Source organism: Xenorhabdus beddingii, assembly GCF_002127545.1.
Classification (GTDB): Bacteria; Pseudomonadota; Gammaproteobacteria; order Enterobacterales; family Enterobacteriaceae; genus Xenorhabdus; species Xenorhabdus beddingii.
Genome location: NZ_MUBK01000005.1, coordinates 36,641 through 52,167 on the forward strand (window position 1 = coordinate 36,641; position 15,527 = coordinate 52,167).

General features: G+C 46.1%; 12 protein-coding genes, 2 tRNA genes and 1 other annotated feature. Of the genes, 3 read left to right on the forward strand and 11 right to left on the reverse strand.

Annotated elements, in window-relative coordinates:
• Positions 1-55: 55 nt before the first annotated feature.
• A complete protein-coding gene (gene rep / locus Xbed_RS04620; protein WP_086111771.1) occupies positions 56-2,086 on the reverse strand; it encodes a DNA helicase Rep in 2,031 nt (676 codons plus the stop codon).
• A 265-nt stretch (positions 2,087-2,351) separates the two neighbouring features.
• Positions 2,352-3,830 (reverse strand): ketol-acid reductoisomerase, encoded by a 1,479-nt coding sequence (gene ilvC, locus Xbed_RS04625; RefSeq protein WP_086111772.1) that lies wholly within the window; start codon positions 3,828-3,830, stop codon positions 2,352-2,354.
• Between the two features lie 156 nt (positions 3,831-3,986).
• On the opposite strand from ilvC, the gene ilvY reads away from it, so the two are divergent.
• Positions 3,987-4,868 carry an HTH-type transcriptional activator IlvY gene (gene ilvY / locus Xbed_RS04630; RefSeq protein WP_086111773.1) on the forward strand — a complete coding sequence of 294 codons (882 nt, stop codon included), beginning with the start codon at positions 3,987-3,989 and terminating at the stop codon, positions 4,866-4,868.
• Positions 4,869-4,937: 69 nt separating this feature from the next.
• Here the strand turns inward: ilvY and ilvA are convergent, their stop codons facing one another.
• The 6 genes from ilvA to Xbed_RS19325 all read right to left on the reverse strand — a co-directional run bounded on the left by ilvA (position 4,938) and on the right by Xbed_RS19325 (position 11,544).
• Positions 4,938-6,485, reverse strand: coding sequence for a threonine ammonia-lyase, biosynthetic (gene ilvA, locus Xbed_RS04635; protein ID WP_086111774.1), 1,548 nt, complete (start codon positions 6,483-6,485; stop codon positions 4,938-4,940).
• 2 nt (positions 6,486-6,487) lie between these two features.
• Entirely contained in the window at positions 6,488-8,338 is a 1,851-nt protein-coding gene (gene ilvD, locus Xbed_RS04640; protein ID WP_086111775.1) for a dihydroxy-acid dehydratase, read from the reverse strand.
• Between the two features lie 89 nt (positions 8,339-8,427).
• Positions 8,428-9,354 (reverse strand): branched-chain amino acid transaminase, encoded by a 927-nt coding sequence (locus Xbed_RS04645; RefSeq protein ID WP_086111776.1) that lies wholly within the window; start codon positions 9,352-9,354, stop codon positions 8,428-8,430.
• Positions 9,355-9,400: 46 nt separating this feature from the next.
• Entirely contained in the window at positions 9,401-9,661 is a 261-nt protein-coding gene (gene ilvM / locus Xbed_RS04650; RefSeq protein ID WP_086111777.1) for an acetolactate synthase 2 small subunit, read from the reverse strand.
• Positions 9,658-11,304, reverse strand: coding sequence for an acetolactate synthase 2 catalytic subunit (gene ilvG / locus Xbed_RS04655; protein ID WP_086111778.1), 1,647 nt, complete (start codon positions 11,302-11,304; stop codon positions 9,658-9,660). The genes ilvM and ilvG overlap by 4 nt, the downstream gene beginning before the upstream one ends.
• A 144-nt stretch (positions 11,305-11,448) precedes the next feature.
• Entirely contained in the window at positions 11,449-11,544 is a 96-nt protein-coding gene (locus Xbed_RS19325; protein ID WP_139837451.1) for an IlvGEDA operon leader peptide, read from the reverse strand.
• A 599-nt stretch (positions 11,545-12,143) separates the two neighbouring features.
• Here Xbed_RS19325 and Xbed_RS04660 point away from each other — a divergent pair.
• Positions 12,144-13,670 carry a YifB family Mg chelatase-like AAA ATPase gene (locus Xbed_RS04660; protein ID WP_086111779.1) on the forward strand — a complete coding sequence of 509 codons (1,527 nt, stop codon included), beginning with the start codon at positions 12,144-12,146 and terminating at the stop codon, positions 13,668-13,670.
• Positions 13,671-13,725: 55 nt separating this feature from the next.
• Here the strand turns inward: Xbed_RS04660 and Xbed_RS04665 are convergent, their stop codons facing one another.
• A complete protein-coding gene (locus Xbed_RS04665) occupies positions 13,726-14,064 on the reverse strand; it encodes a MaoP family protein (RefSeq protein ID WP_086111780.1) in 339 nt (112 codons plus the stop codon).
• Between the two features lie 116 nt (positions 14,065-14,180).
• On the opposite strand from Xbed_RS04665, the gene hdfR reads away from it, so the two are divergent.
• A complete protein-coding gene (gene hdfR / locus Xbed_RS04670; protein WP_086111781.1) occupies positions 14,181-15,017 on the forward strand; it encodes an HTH-type transcriptional regulator HdfR in 837 nt (278 codons plus the stop codon).
• A 197-nt stretch (positions 15,018-15,214) separates the two neighbouring features.
• Here hdfR and Xbed_RS04675 read toward each other — a convergent pair.
• Positions 15,215-15,290: transfer RNA gene (locus tag Xbed_RS04675), tRNA-Trp, on the reverse strand.
• An 8-nt stretch (positions 15,291-15,298) separates the two neighbouring features.
• Positions 15,299-15,375: transfer RNA gene (locus Xbed_RS04680), tRNA-Asp, on the reverse strand.
• A 66-nt stretch (positions 15,376-15,441) separates the two neighbouring features.
• Positions 15,442-15,527 (reverse strand) — a sequence feature (5S ribosomal RNA rRNA prediction is too short).

Consider the following 15,527-nt stretch of genomic DNA (forward strand, 5'->3'; position numbering starts at 1 on the left):
ACGGGTATCTGCCCTGTATTCATGATGAATACAGGGTTCTCCTCAATTGAGCGGCTTACTTACCCACATTTTTCTGCCCAAGCCCCAAACGTGATTTAATATCCTCAAGGCGCGACTGCCCCTGTCTCATTCGCTCTTCCGCACTGATCACCCGTTTACCCTGTGGCCAATCCAGATCATCTTGAGGTAATTCCAGCAGGAAGCGGCTTGGTTCAGGGCGAATAAGTTCACCATATTGACGGCGCTCTTTGCACAATGTGAAAAACAGTTCCCGCTGCGCCCGCGTAATGCCGACATAAGCCAGACGGCGTTCTTCCTCTATATTGTTTTCATCAATGCTGCTCTGGTGCGGCAACAGGCCTTCTTCCATGCCCACCAAAAATACATAAGGAAACTCTAATCCCTTGGAAGCATGTAATGTCATAAGCTGAACTTGATCCAATTTTTCATCTTCCTCTCCCCGCTCCAACATATCTCGCAGCGTAAAACGGGCTACCACTTGAGAAAGAGACATGGGATCATTCAAATCATCTCCTTCAAGCATTTCGCTCATCCAAGTGAAGAGTTGGTTGACGTTCTTCATTCTCATTTCAGCCGCTTTTGGGCTGGGTGAAGTTTCATACAACCAACTTTCGTAATCCATGCCACGAAGCAAGTCTCTCACTGCCAACAATGGCTCACGCTCTGCCTGACGGGCTATTTCATCCATCCAATGGGTGAAACGCTGTAATGCAGCCAGACCACGGCCAGTCAGGTGCTGCTCAAGGCCAAGGTCAAAACTGGCTTGATATAGACTTTTGTTACGCTGATTTGCCCATTCCCCCAATTTTTGGATCGTTACCGCACCAATTTCTCGCCGTGGTGTATTGACGATACGCAGAAATGCACTGTCATCCTCAGGATTGGTTAGGACACGTAGATAAGAGAGTAAATCCTTGATTTCAGGCCGGGAAAAGAATGATGTTCCTCCCGAAATCCGGTAAGGAATGCGGTTTTGCATCAGCATCTTTTCGAAGATCCGGGACTGGTGATTACCACGATAAAGGATGGCGTAATCTTTATATTCTGTTTTATTAATAAAGTGATGAGCAAGCAGTTCACCCACCACGCGCTCAGCTTCGTGATCTTCGTTGTTTGCTTCTATCACCCTGAGTTGGGTGCCATAACTCAATTCTGAAAAAAGTTTTTTCTCAAATACGTGGGGATTGTTGGCAATCAGGATATTGGCGGCTTTCAATATCCGTCCCGAAGAACGGTAGTTTTGTTCCAGCTTAATCACATTTAACTGCGGAAAGTCCTCTTTCAGCAGGATCAAATTCTGTGGACGAGCGCCACGCCACGAATAAATGGACTGGTCATCATCACCCACCACCGTAAAACGCGCACGATGGCCAACCAACAGCTTCACCAGTTGATACTGACTCGTGTTGGTATCCTGATATTCATCCACCAGCAAGTAACGAATTTTTTGCTGCCAGCGTTCCCTGACTTCTTCATCACGCATTAACAGCCGTGTTGGTTTGGTGATCAGATCATCAAAATCAAGTACATTACAACTGCTCAGATGCAAATCATAACGACGATAACACTCTGCAAATTGGTGTTCCTGCGCCGAATGCGCCATCCTGATCACCTGCTCTGGCGACATCAAATCATTCTTCCAGTTGGAAATGCAGGAAGTGAGTTTTTGTAGCAGATCTTTATCTTCTTCCAGCAGGTCTGCGGTCAGATCTTTCAACAAAGCCATCTGGTCCTGATCATCAAACAGTGAGAAATTACTTTTCATTCCCAGCGCCTTGTATTCACGCTTGACGATCTCCAAACCCAAGGTATGGAACGTCGAGATCATCAACCCTTTTGCCTCCTTGCGGCCCAGGGTCTGCGCCACACGCTCTTTCATTTCACGTGCCGCCTTATTGGTGAAAGTCACTGCGGCAATATGACGGGCTTGATAACCACAGACGCGGATAAGATGAGCTATTTTATGGGTGATCACCCGGGTCTTGCCGGAACCTGCACCAGCCAGAACCAGACAAGGTCCTGTGACAAATTCAATCGCTTGTTGTTGGCTTGGATTTAATCGCATACTGTTTAGAAAATTATATCAGGATGAAAGATCTGGGAGTGGAATTGTAACAGAATGAAGATCACTTGATGATTAATTAGTAGAGCAAATTGAATTGATGATTTTTCACTGAAAATTTAATGACGTTATCTCCTTCAATGGAGATCCTCTCTTAATTAAAATATACCCGCCATACTTCAATTTGTTGCTTGAAAGACAAAAAGAACATCCTGCCCGATACAGTCATTCCGGGCAGGATACAGATTATATTATCCGCCAGCGGCAATTATCCACCAACGGCAATGCGTTTCATATCTGTCATATAACCGCGCAAGGTACGGCCGATAGTTTCAATCGGATGGTTATGGATCGCTTCATTTACATCACGCAACTGCGCATTGTCGATGCCACGCTCTGCAATGGCCTTCCCTAAATCCCCGGCTTGCAGAGTTGCCATGAATTTTTCTTTCAGCAGTGGAACCGCGACATATGAGAACAGGTAGTTACCGTATTCTGCGGTATCAGAAATCACCACGTTCATTTCATACAGACGCTTGCGGGCAATGGTGTTCGCAATCAACGGCAGTTCATGCAGGGATTCATAATAGGCGGATTCTTCAATAATGCCGGTATCCACCATGGTTTCGAATGCCAGTTCTACTCCGGCCTTGACCATTGCAATCAGCAAAACGCCATGATCAAAGTATTCCTGCTCACTGATGTTGCCATGATAGTCCGGGTAATTTTCGAAAGGGGTTCGGCCCGTTTCCTCGCGCCAAGTCAGCAGATTTTTGTCGTCATTCGCCCAGTCAGCCATCATTGTAGAAGAGAATTGACCAGAAATGATGTCATCCATATGTTTTTGGAACAACGGGGCCAGGATAGTCTTCAACTGCTCAGACAGCGCATAAGCACGCAGTTTCGCGGGATTGGAAAGGCGATCCATCATCAACGTAATGCCGCCCTGTTTCAAGGCTTCTGTAATCGTTTCCCAGCCAAACTGAATTAATTTCCCTGCATAGCCCGGCTCAATGCCATCGGACACCAATTGGTCATAACACAGCAGGGAACCGGCCTGTAACATGCCACACAGAATGGTCTGCTCACCCATCAGGTCAGATTTAACTTCTGCCACAAAAGACGATTCCAGAACCCCTGCGCGATGCCCACCCGTTGCGGCGGCCCACGCTTTGGCAATCGCCATCCCCTCGCCTTTCGCATCATTTTCCGGATGTACGGCAATCAGGGTCGGAACACCAAATCCACGTTTGTATTCTTCGCGCACTTCGGTTCCGGGGCACTTAGGGGCAACCATCACAACCGTGATATCTTTGCGTACCTGTTCACCCACTTCGACGATATTGAAACCGTGGGAATAGCCCAATGCGGCGCCTTCTTTCATCAAGGGCTGAACTGCCTGAACTACCGCTGAATGTTGTTTGTCTGGTGTCAGGTTGATAACCAGATCGGCTTGTGGAACGAGTTCTTCATACGTGCCAACCTTGAAACCATTTTCCGTGGCCTTGCGCCATGATGCTCGTTTTTCATCAATCGCTGCTTTACGCAGGGCATAAGAGATGTCCAGACCAGAATCGCGCATGTTAAGACCTTGGTTTAACCCTTGCGCACCACAGCCTATAATCACCACTTTCTTACCTTTTAAATACCCTGCCTCGTCAGCAAATTCTTCCCGCGCCATAAAACGGCATTTGCCCAACTGCGCCAATTGCTGGCGTAAGTTCAACGTATCAAAATAATTAGCCATGGTGACTCCGATATCATTAGGTGTGAGGTCGTTTGCATAGTGCCAATATATGACATGAACGCCATTGCTTAAATTGATATATTGACAAGACTATATTGCAATTTATGCAATGACTTTTCTCTCATCCCAAAGTCTCCAGACAAAAGGCGCGAAACGATGGATCTCCGTGATTTAAAACTGTTTTTACACCTTGCAGAAAGTTGTCACTTCGGACGTACCGCCAAAGCGATGCACGTCAGCCCATCCACGCTTTCACGCCAAATCCAGCGTCTTGAAGAATTATTGGGGCACCCGCTTTTTCTACGCGATAACCGAACGGTAAAACTGACCTCCGCCGGTGAACAATTAAAGCAATTTGCCCAGCAGACTCTGCTGCAATATAAGCAACTACAGCATTCATTAAACCATCAAAGTTCATCATTGACCGGGGAGTTGCGTCTGTTTTGTTCCGTGACGGCGGCATACAGCCATCTTCCACAAGTCTTGGATAAATTCAGGGCAGAGCATCCTTGGGTGGAAATCAAGCTGACAACAGGGGATGCCGCTGATGCCGTTGATAGAGTTCAATCCGACATTGCTGATTTAGGGATTGCAGGCAAACCAGAGAAACTGCCTGATAATGTGAGTTTTACTAAAATAGGCGAAGTGCCGTTAGTTTTGATTGCTCCCTCCCTCCCTTGTGCCGTGCGAACCCAAGCGACGCAGAAACAGCCCGACTGGAATGCCATTCCCTTTATCTTGCCTGAACATGGCCCTTCCCGTAAGCGCATTGAGCTTTGGTTTCGCCGACATAAGATCCTGCATCCGGTCATTTACGCGACGGTTTCCGGCCATGAGGCCATTGTTTCCATGGTGGCATTAGGTTGTGGGATTGCGTTGATCCCTGCGGTGGTTGTCGAAAATAGCTCGGAAGCGGTACGTAACCGAATCTCCCTGCTGGAAAATATTTCGCTGGTAGAACCCTTTGAATTAGGTGTTTGTACGCTGAGTAAGCGTTTAAACGATCCTTTGGTCAAGGCGTTTTGGAATCTGTTATAACCTGATCATGATAATCTGAAATGGAATCAGCAAAATAACCCACGAATGGGTTATTTTGCCATGTGTGGATTAAGTCAAAAATAATTTAAACGAAGAGTTATCGGTTTCGTCATGATATTCATAACCCAACTCATTCAAATGGCGTTCAAAGCAGACTTCCGAACCTGAGAGTTCAAAAGCCGCCAGTACACGCCCATAATCCGTGCCGTGGCTACGGTAATGAAACAGGGTAATATTCCAGTGAGTACCCAAGGTCTGCAAAAATTTCAGCAAAGCCCCCGGAGATTCAGGAAAGGCAAAACTAAACAATCGTTCCTGCAATGGCTTGGATGGCCTGCCGCCGATCATGTAGCGAACGTGGAGTTTCGCTATTTCATCGTCGGTAAAATCAGCGACCTGATAGCCAGATGCTTTTAGTTCTTCAATGATTTCAATTCGTTCCGCATTTCCACGCCCCAACCGGATACCGACAAAAATGCAGGCTCTGCTTGGGTCTGTGGTATCCGAATAACGGTAGCTGAACTCTGTCACAACACGGGTTCCCAATATCTGGCAAAAATTCAGGAAACTGCCCTTTTGTTCAGGAATAGTGACCGCCAGCAAAGCCTCACGTTGTTCCCCCAGTTCACAACGCTCTGAAACATAACGCAAACCATGAAAATTCACGTTGGCTCCGGAAAGAATATGCGCCAGCCGTTCTCCCTGAATTTGGTGCTGCTGGACATATTTTTTCAATCCGGCCAATGCCAGTGCACCGGATGGCTCTGCAATCGCCCTGACATCTTCAAAAATATCTTTCACGGCGGCACAAATGGCATCGCTGTCTACCGTAATAACATCATCAACATATTGCTGGCATAAGCGGAATGTTTCATCGCCAATACGTTTAACTGCGACGCCTTCCGCAAACAGCCCCACTCTGGGTAAATCGACCGGATGCCCGGCTTCCAGCGCGGCTTTCAGACAGGCGGAATCCTCTGCTTCCACGCCGATAACTTTCATTTCGGGTACCAGTTGCTTGATGAGAACGGCGACCCCTGCAATCAATCCCCCGCCACCAACCGGAACAAAGATGCGGTCAAGGTGAACATCCTGCTGTAACAGTTCCATCGCCAATGTTGCCTGACCGGCAATCACGGCAGGATGGTCGAATGGGGGGACAAAAGTGTAACCGTGCTCTTTGGCCATCTCGATCGCTTTTGCTTTTGCTTCATCGAAGTTTGCGCCGTATAACAACACCTTCCCACCAAAACTGCGTACTGCATCAACTTTGATATCCGCTGTAGCGATTGGCATCACAATCGTGGCCTCTACGCCAACCTTACTGGCCGACAACGCAACACCTTGTGCATGGTTGCCCGCCGAAGCTGTAATCACGCCTCTGGTTTTCTGTTCTTCCGTCAGACCCGCAATCATCGCGTATGCACCACGCAATTTGAAACTGTGCACCAACTGGCGATCTTCTCGTTTAATCAAAATCGTATTATTTAAGCGAGCAGAGATCTTTTTCATTTCCTGTAATGGGGTCACTTGAGCAACATCATAAACGGGTGCACTCAATGCGGCTTTGAGGTATTCAGCCCCTTTGGGTTCAGAGTTAAGAGAATAGACGGCCACGATTAACCCCCCAGTTTGGTTTTATCGCGCACAGCCCCTTTGTCAGCACTGGTCGCCAACGAAGCATAGGCCCGCAATGCTAAAGAAACCTGACGTTCCCGGGATTTAGGTGTCCACGCTTTATCCCCGCGGGATAATTCAGCCTGCGTGCGTTCAGCAAGCTCTTTTTCGCCAACATCCAACTCGATTTTGCGGTTTGGAATATCAATCTCAATGATATCTCCATCATAAATCAGCCCGATCAAACCGCCACTGGCCGCTTCCGGGGAAACATGCCCAATGGATAACCCCGATGTGCCCCCAGAAAAACGGCCATCAGTGATCAATGCACAGCTTTTGCCTAACCCCATTGATTTCAAGTAAGTGGTGGGATAGAGCATTTCTTGCATGCCCGGCCCCCCTTTCGGGCCTTCATAGCGAATGACGACTATATCACCTGCCAACACTTTTCCGCCCAGAATGGCATCTACCGCATCTTCCTGACTCTCATAAACCTTGGCTGGGCCACGGAAAAACAGACTTCCTTCATCCACCCCGGCCGTTTTCACGATACAGCCATCCACAGCAACGTTACCAGACAGAACCGCCAAGCCGCCATCCTGACTGTAAGCGTGGGTGCGCTCACGAATACACCCGTTCTCACGATCAGTATCCAACGATGGCCAACGACAATCTTGTGAGAAAGCCTGAGTGGTACGAATGCCTGCCGGCCCTGCGGCATACATGCTCTTAATCCCTTCATCCCCGGTCAGCATGATGTCGTAATGAGCCAAAGTTTGTGGTAAGTCCAATCCCAAAACATTCTTCACATTTCGGTGTAAAAGCCCTGTACGATCCAGTTCGCCGAGAATCCCCATCACGCCACCAGCACGGTGTACATCTTCCATATGGTATTTCTGGGTACTTGGAGCCACCTTGCACAAATGAGGCACCTGACGAGACAAACGATCAATGTCTGTCATAGTAAAGTCAATTTCACCTTCCTGTGCCGCAGCCAACAAATGCAGAACCGTGTTAGTCGATCCCCCCATCGCAATGTCCAGTGTCATGGCATTTTCAAATGCCGCTTTCGTCGCAATATTACGCGGTAAAGCACTGTCATCATTTCCTTCATAGTAACGTTTGGTCAATTCAACAATTCGCTTACCTGCGTTGATGAATAGATCCTTGCGATCGGCATGCGTGGCAAGCAATGAACCATTACCCGGTTGTGAAAGCCCCAATGCTTCAGTCAAACAGTTCATCGAGTTCGCAGTAAACATGCCAGAGCAAGAGCCGCATGTCGGGCACGCTGAACGTTCGATTTGATCGCTTTGTTCGTCGCTGACATTTGGATTGGCTCCCTGAATCATGGCGTCAACCAGATCCAGTTTGATGATCTGATCTGATAAACGGGTTTTCCCCGCTTCCATTGGGCCGCCGGAAACAAAAATGACCGGAATATTCAGACGCAGAGATGCCATAAGCATCCCCGGGGTGATTTTGTCACAATTAGAAATACACACCATGGCATCAGCGCAGTGGGCATTAACCATGTATTCCACCGAGTCAGCAATTAATTCACGCGAAGGCAGTGAATAGAGCATGCCGCCATGCCCCATCGCGATACCATCATCAACAGCAATTGTGTTGAACTCTTTCGCCACCCCTCCTGATGCCTCAATCTGTTCTGCCACCAGTTTGCCAAGATCGCGCAGATGTACATGCCCCGGCACAAACTGAGTGAATGAGTTAACAACCGCAATAATCGGCTTCCCAAAATCTGCATCAGTCATACCTGTGGCCCGCCATAAAGCACGGGCTCCCGCCATATTGCGGCCATGTGTTGTTGTAGCAGAACGGTATTTAGGCATTGCTTTCACTCCCATGTTCTTCTTATCTAATGAACTTCAACAATGAAAACAGGCGGGGAACGACCGCCTGTTGGGGTTTATATTTTTAATTAAGGGTTAATGGGGTCCAGCCAGCCCCATTTGTCTTCTGTCGTACCGTCAAACAGACCAAAAAACGCGTTTTGGATTTTTTTGGTGATAGGGCCTCGTTTGCCAATGCCGACCTGAATGCCATCGACGCTACGCACCGGCGTGATTTCCGCCGCCGTTCCTGTCATGAAGACTTCATCTGCCAAATAGAGTGATTCACGAGACAGTGCCTGCTCGCGGACTTCCAAACCCAGATCCTGCGCCAATTTGATGATGGCATCACGGGTAATTCCCGGCAGGGCAGATGAAGTCAATGGCGGCGTGAACAGAATCCCCTCTTTTACTTCAAATAGGTTTTCGCCCGCACCTTCTGAAATATAGCCGTGAACGTCCAGAGCAATGCCTTCCTGATAACCATGACGTCTTGCTTCACTTCCCACCAGCAGAGAAGAAAGATAATTGCCCCCGGCCTTTGCTCCCGTTGGGATGGTATTTGCGGCTACACGATTCCATGAAGACACCATCGCATCGATGCCCTGCTCCAACGCTTCTTCACCGAGATAAGCGCCCCATGGAAAAGCGGCAATAATGACATCTGTTTTATAACCGGCGGGAGGATTGACTCCCATACCAACATCACCAACAAAGACCAATGGACGAATGTAAGCACTGACCAATTTATTTTTGCGCAATGTTGCTCGGCAGGCTTCCATCAACTCATCAACACTCTGACTCACTGGGAAACGGTAAATCTTGGCTGAGTCACGTAAGCGCTGCATATGTTCACGATGACGAAAAACAACGGGACCTTTGTGAGAATCATAGCAACGAATCCCTTCAAATACGGAAGTACCATAATGCAGGGCATGGGACATAACGTGAACTTTAGCCTCTGCCCAAGGCACCATTTCTCCATTGAACCAAATATAATCAGCTTGCTTTGTCATTCTCAGTTTTCCTTCAATTGCGCACTATTCGCGTACGATGCGCGTATTAATTGGCGCGTATTAATTGTGATTCTTTATCTTGGATCTCAACACCAGCAACATCCACTAATTTCATCAGTTGAGAAAAAAGTAAATTAACCGGGCGCTGACTGGTCACGGTGAGTTCAATGCTTACATTATCACTATCTCTTGTATGATCCATATTCAATGCGCATACCCGAAATCCACGATGACGAATGACTCTCAGAATTCGCTCCAAAATCTCAGGACAAAATTTCGCCTGAATAGCCAGTTGATGCTGCATCATAATGACTTCTCCCACATGGTTTCGTTACCTGCGCCTGGTGGAACCAATGGCCAGACATTCTCTAGTTCTTCAATGGATACGTGTAATAAATAAGCCCCATCGCTGTTGAATAAAGCGTCCAAAGCCTCATCCAATTGCGCTTTATCGGTGATTCGTTGCCCCGGGATACCAAAGGCCCGTGCCAACATAAGAAAATCTGGATTATCCGTTAAGGTCGTTTCGCTATAGCGTTTTTCAAAAAACAGTTCTTGCCACTGACGCACCATCCCTAATCGCTGGTTATCCAATAGAACCATTTTGACTGGCAACTGCTTGCGTTTGATGGTTCCCAACTCCTGAACATTCATCATGAAAGAACCGTCACCGGATATGCAGATAACCCTATCTTCAGGGCGTGCCATCTGAGCGCCAATCGCCGCTGGAATACCAAATCCCATCGTGCCCAACCCACTTGATGTAATGAAATTCTCCGGCTGGCTGAATGTCATGTGCTGGGCAGACCACATTTGGTGCTGTCCAACATCGGTGGTAACCACTGTACTCGACGATGCACGGTCAGAAATCTGTTTCAACAGCAAAGGAGCATAAATGCTTTCGCCCTGATAGTCGTAACGCCATGCGTGTTCATTTTTTAATTGTTTGACTTCGTGCTGCCAGCTTTGGATTGATAAAGATTGCTGTAAGTGAGGCAACAATGTTTTTAAATCACCCAATAATGAGATGTGGGTCTGACGTAATTTATTGAATTCAACCGGATCAATATCTAAGTGGATCACTTGGGCATGAGGTGCAAAAGTATTCAGCTTTCCTGTCACGCGATCATCAAAACGAGCACCAACGGCAATCAATAAATCACAGGACTGAACAGCAAGATTGGCCGCTTTGGTTCCGTGCATCCCTAACATGCCCAAATAACACTCATGTTCTGAGTCCGCAGCTCCCAAGCCTTTTAATGTGGAAACAACAGGTATTCCGGTTTCTGCAACAAAACTGCGCAATTCAGGAACGGCCCCAGACATTCCAACTCCTCCCCCCACGTACAGAACGGGCTTACGAGACGAGGCCAACAGTTGGCGCGCCTGCACCAATTCTTGTTTTGGGAGAGGATATGTTGGGGAGCTTGGGAGCAAATAGGGAGCAAAATCACCTTGAGCTAATTGAATATCTTTCGGTAAATCAACCAGAACCGGGCCTGGGCGGCCACTCATGGCAATCGTGAAAGCCTCAGCCATGATTTGGGGGAGCTTTTCCAGTGAATCCACAAGAAAACTGTGCTTTGTGCAGGAAAGGGACATTCCCAACATATCGATTTCCTGAAAGGCATCCGTCCCTATAAGTTCAGAACTTACCTGACCCGTAATCGCCACAACAGGAACAGAATCCAACAAGGCATCAGCCAATCCCGTGATTAAGTTTGTTGCTCCCGGCCCCGATGTTGCGATACAAACCCCGGGCTTGCCACTTGCTCTTGCATAGCCGATTGCTGCCATGACTGCCCCTTGTTCATGACGGCATAACACGTGCTCAATTCCCCCGTCATACAGCGCATCATAAACTGGCATGATGGCTCCGCCGGGGTAACCGAAAACGATTTCAATTCCCTGCGTTCGTAATGCTTCTACAACCGATTGTGCCCCGTTCATTGCCGCCTCCCCGTTATGTTTACCTTATAATTGGCTATTGTGATGTTTTGTTATGCTCATTTCTAAATGTCAAAAACTGTGCCAAAAAAAACCCCCGCGCCTTTCGGTGCGGGGGTTTTTGTGGAATCTGGCTATTTTTTCTGTCTAAGCCCTCATTCGTCCAAATGCAGCCCCGCACGGTGGGATAATCACCACCACGCTCACTATAATTAGGCTAATCACTAGGACAAATGTGTTCATAATATTGTTCGTTTTAACTCGTATGCTTGACGTATATTTAAGAGTTATCACTTTCTATGATTATTGACAATAATTATTTTTATTTTTTTATAACAAAATTATTTTATTTATATTTTTCATTTAGATAGGATCATCAACAGATGGATTCACTGATATTTTCCTTTTTTCATTCAGAAAAAATTGCTATCTGACTGTTTCATAAAATAATTAATAAATTAAATACCAAAAAACAAGTTAATCATCTAGCTACCAATAACATGACATCACAACAAAACCAAAATTAATATTGCTGGTTAATAGTAAGTATTGTTAGTAAAAAACAACCAAATAATGCATGAATAAAAATTATTAATTCAGGTGGGGAGATAATGGATGTCTATGCTATCCGCATACTCTCAAACTGTTTAGCAGAAAAACGCTCATTCTTTATATTATTTATAAATAACATTTAGTTATTATTTTATCTTGAATGAAAAATAATCCCCGTGGTCACCATCATGATAAATATATTTACGAGCCTCTTCGCACAATAACAAAAAGCGACTTTTTATTATTTTTTATCGATTCATGATAGCAGCTTTCTTGCTAAGGAGAGCATCATGGCACTCGCCGTTATTCATACTCGGGCAACAATAGGTATCGATTCCCCAATCGTCACGATAGAGGCACATATCAGTAATGGCTTACCCGGTTTAACACTCGTTGGCTTGCCTGAAACGACCGTTAAGGAAGCCAGAGATCGTGTCAGAAGCGCGCTGCTCAATAGCGGTTTTACTTATCCTCCCAAAAGGATAACGGTCAATTTAGCACCAGCAGATTTACCCAAGGAAGGAGGAAGATATGATTTACCTATCGCTATTGCAATTTTGGCAGCATCAGAGCAAATAACAACAGATCAGCTGCACAATTATGAATTTTTAGGGGAATTAGCACTTTCCGGTGAAATAAGACGGGTCATGGGTGCTATTCCTGCCGCCTTGAGTGCAAAAAGGGCTGGAAGGCAACTAATTCTCTCCTCAGAGAATCAAGCTGAACTGGCGATCTTGTCCCAGAATGAAACGTTGATGGCAAACCATTTACTTCAAGTCTGTCATTTCTTACAGGGAGAAAAAGATTCTTTATCCTCCCCTTCCCCCATTAAATTACAAGCAGAATCAACTGGATTGGATATACAGGATATCATTGGGCAGGAACAAGCCAAGCGAACGTTAGAGATTACCGCAGCCGGCGGTCACAATCTTCTGCTACTTGGCCCCCCTGGAACCGGCAAAACGATGCTTGCCAGTCGGTTATGTAGTTTATTGCCTCCATTGACGCATCAGGAAGCGCTGGAGGTGGCGGCAATCAATAGCTTAGTCGGATATCCAGTTAATCCCCAAAAATGGCATATACGCCCATTTAGAGCACCTCATCACAGTTCGTCAATGGCTGCTCTCGTTGGAGGAGGTTCAATACCTAAACCTGGGGAAATTTCTCTGGCGCATAATGGCGTATTATTTTTGGATGAATTACCTGAATTCAATCGAAGTGTTCTTGATTCGCTACGTGTGCCACTAGAATCTGGTGAGATAGTGATATCCCGCGCAAGGGCTAAAGTCTGTTTTCCCGCGCGGGTTCAACTGATTGCAGCCATGAACCCAAGCCCAACAGGTCACCATCAGGGATTACATAACAGAAGTAGTCCACAACAAGTATTACGCTACCTTTCTAAACTTTCAGGCCCTTTTCTAGATCGTTTTGATCTTTCCATTGAAGTTCCTCTACTTCCTCCAGGTATTTTAAGCCAATCGTCAGTAAAACAGGGGGAAAGTAGCCATGAAATCAAGAAACGGGTACAGACCGCCAGAAAAATACAATTAGAGCGATCGGGGTATATCAATGCTCATCTCAATAGCAAACAAACTGAAAATATTTGCAAACTTAAGATTGAAGATGCCGTTTTTCTGGAAAATACTTTATTGAAGTTAGGGCTATCGATACGTGCCTGGCACCGAATACTCAAAGTTTCCCGTACAATTGCAGACTTAAAAGAACAAAAAAGAATAGAAAAACCGGATATTATGGAAGCCCTCAGCTACCGATGTATAGATAGATTACTTATTCAACTACAAAAACAGGCCGGGTAAATTAGAAAAGGGGCAAATTGCCCCTCTTAAGAGATGATCAATATCAATGCTGGTATTAATCATCATTATCGGTATAGTCCTCTGTGGAATCTATCTGCGGTTTTCCGCCAGAAAGAGTATGAAAACGTTTTGGACGGCTGATTTTTGCCAAATACTTAGTCCATACTTTTTCCTCTGTCGTTGCAGGTGCACGTTCACCCCGGCAAACTGCAACAAACAGTTTTTCTACTTCTGTTTGAGGTTCACGTTTACCAAGATCCAATTCATTAAACGCATAACCATAGCGTTCTAACAATTGGGCCTCTTTGATGGTGAAATCACCATGACGGGAAAATCCTCGTGGATAATTTTTATTATCAAAAAAACGATTAGTCGTGATGAAGCTTTCAGCCATCTGACACACTCCTAACTCTGATGTCATACTAATTATGGCGCGGAGTATTAGGGAGGCTTGACATTCTGTAAAACAAAATATTTAAATCTTAACGACAAAAACTATTGGAGATGCATGTGGACACTGAATTACTGAAAACCTTTTTGGAAGTCAGTAAGACTCGTCACTTTGGTCGGGCAGCTGAATCGCTTTATCTAACACAATCCGCTGTTAGCTTTCGGATCCGCCAACTAGAAAATCAGTTGGGTACCAATTTATTCACACGGCATCGCAATAATATTCGCTTAACAGCGGCTGGAGAGCGCCTTGTACCTTATGCAGAGTCATTAATGAATACTTGGCAATTGGCGAAGAAAGAGATCAACTACGTTGCCCAGCATACAAAACTCTCCATCGGCGCGACAGCATCCTTATGGGAAGGCTACCTGACATCCTGGTTAAATACGTTTTATCAACTCCATCAAGAAACGAGGATCGAATCTCTAGTCTCTACGCGCCAATCATTGGTCAAGCAATTACATTCTCGTGAATTAGATCTCTTAATTACCACGGAGCCACCAAAAATGGATGAGTTCCAAAGTCAGTTGATAGGAAATATCCAGCTCGTTCTATTAACGACCCGACATAATCTTGAAAAAGGCGTGGAAAACTACATTAAGTTGGAATGGGGAGCTGATTTCCATCAGCAAGAACAACAAATTTTAAAGCGTGATCACCCTCCTATCATTACAACCACATCAGCGCATATTGCAAGAGAGTTATTGGACAGGGTAAATGCGGCAACCTTTCTCCCGATACACTGGCAAGAAGAATACCCAAAACTTGTGGCTTCACCGGATAATGAGTTAATAGAACGACCATTATATGCTGTATGGCTGCAAAATAACGATCAACAAGCGTTTATCCAACAGTTACTAAAAATTCCTGTCGAAAAAGCACTTCTCACAGTCTGAGGACTACTTACCATAAAAATAGGGACAATAAGTACGCAGAAGAATAGTATCGCCAGACAGAAAAACAGTGACGACAAATAGGTTGGAACAACAATAGATTGGCATAACAAGAAGAAATGATAAAAAAGAAAAAACCCAGCTAAATTTAGCTGGGCTATTAATCTGAAAGCTATATCAATTATTACTTAGTTGTTAACTGGCAGGGGCGGAGAGACTCGAACTCCCAACACCCGGTTTTGGAGACCGGTGCTCTACCAATTGAACTACGCCCCTAAATACGGTGGCGGTGCGGACGGGACTCGAACCCGCGACCCCCGGCGTGACAGGCCGGTATTCTAACCAACTGAACTACCGCACCACCGAATTTCTTTTTCCCCGCTGCCTTTTGGGCCGGCAACCGGGCTTAATTTCATGTCTGGCAGTTCCCTACTCTCACATGGGGAGACCCCACACTACCATCGGCGCTACGGCGTTTCACTGCTGAGTTCGGCATGGGGTCAGGTGGGACCA

Excerpts from the sequence above, each read along its gene's own strand:
- rep (WP_086111771.1), bottom strand. The coding sequence starts at position 2,086 with ATGCGATTAAATCCAAGCCAACAACAAGCGATTGAATTTGTCACAGGA.
- ilvC (WP_086111772.1), bottom strand. The coding sequence starts at position 3,830 with ATGGCTAATTATTTTGATACGTTGAACTTACGCCAGCAATTGGCGCAG.
- ilvY (WP_086111773.1), top strand. The coding sequence starts at position 3,987 with ATGGATCTCCGTGATTTAAAACTGTTTTTACACCTTGCAGAAAGTTGT.
- ilvD (WP_086111775.1), bottom strand. The coding sequence starts at position 8,338 with ATGCCTAAATACCGTTCTGCTACAACAACACATGGCCGCAATATGGCG.
- Xbed_RS04645 (WP_086111776.1), bottom strand. The coding sequence starts at position 9,354 with ATGACAAAGCAAGCTGATTATATTTGGTTCAATGGAGAAATGGTGCCT.
- ilvM (WP_086111777.1), bottom strand. The coding sequence starts at position 9,661 with ATGATGCAGCATCAACTGGCTATTCAGGCGAAATTTTGTCCTGAGATT.
- ilvG (WP_086111778.1), bottom strand. The coding sequence starts at position 11,304 with ATGAACGGGGCACAATCGGTTGTAGAAGCATTACGAACGCAGGGAATT.
- Xbed_RS19325 (WP_139837451.1), bottom strand. The coding sequence starts at position 11,544 with ATGAACACATTTGTCCTAGTGATTAGCCTAATTATAGTGAGCGTGGTG.
- Xbed_RS04660 (WP_086111779.1), top strand. The coding sequence starts at position 12,144 with ATGGCACTCGCCGTTATTCATACTCGGGCAACAATAGGTATCGATTCC.
- Xbed_RS04665 (WP_086111780.1), bottom strand. The coding sequence starts at position 14,064 with ATGGCTGAAAGCTTCATCACGACTAATCGTTTTTTTGATAATAAAAAT.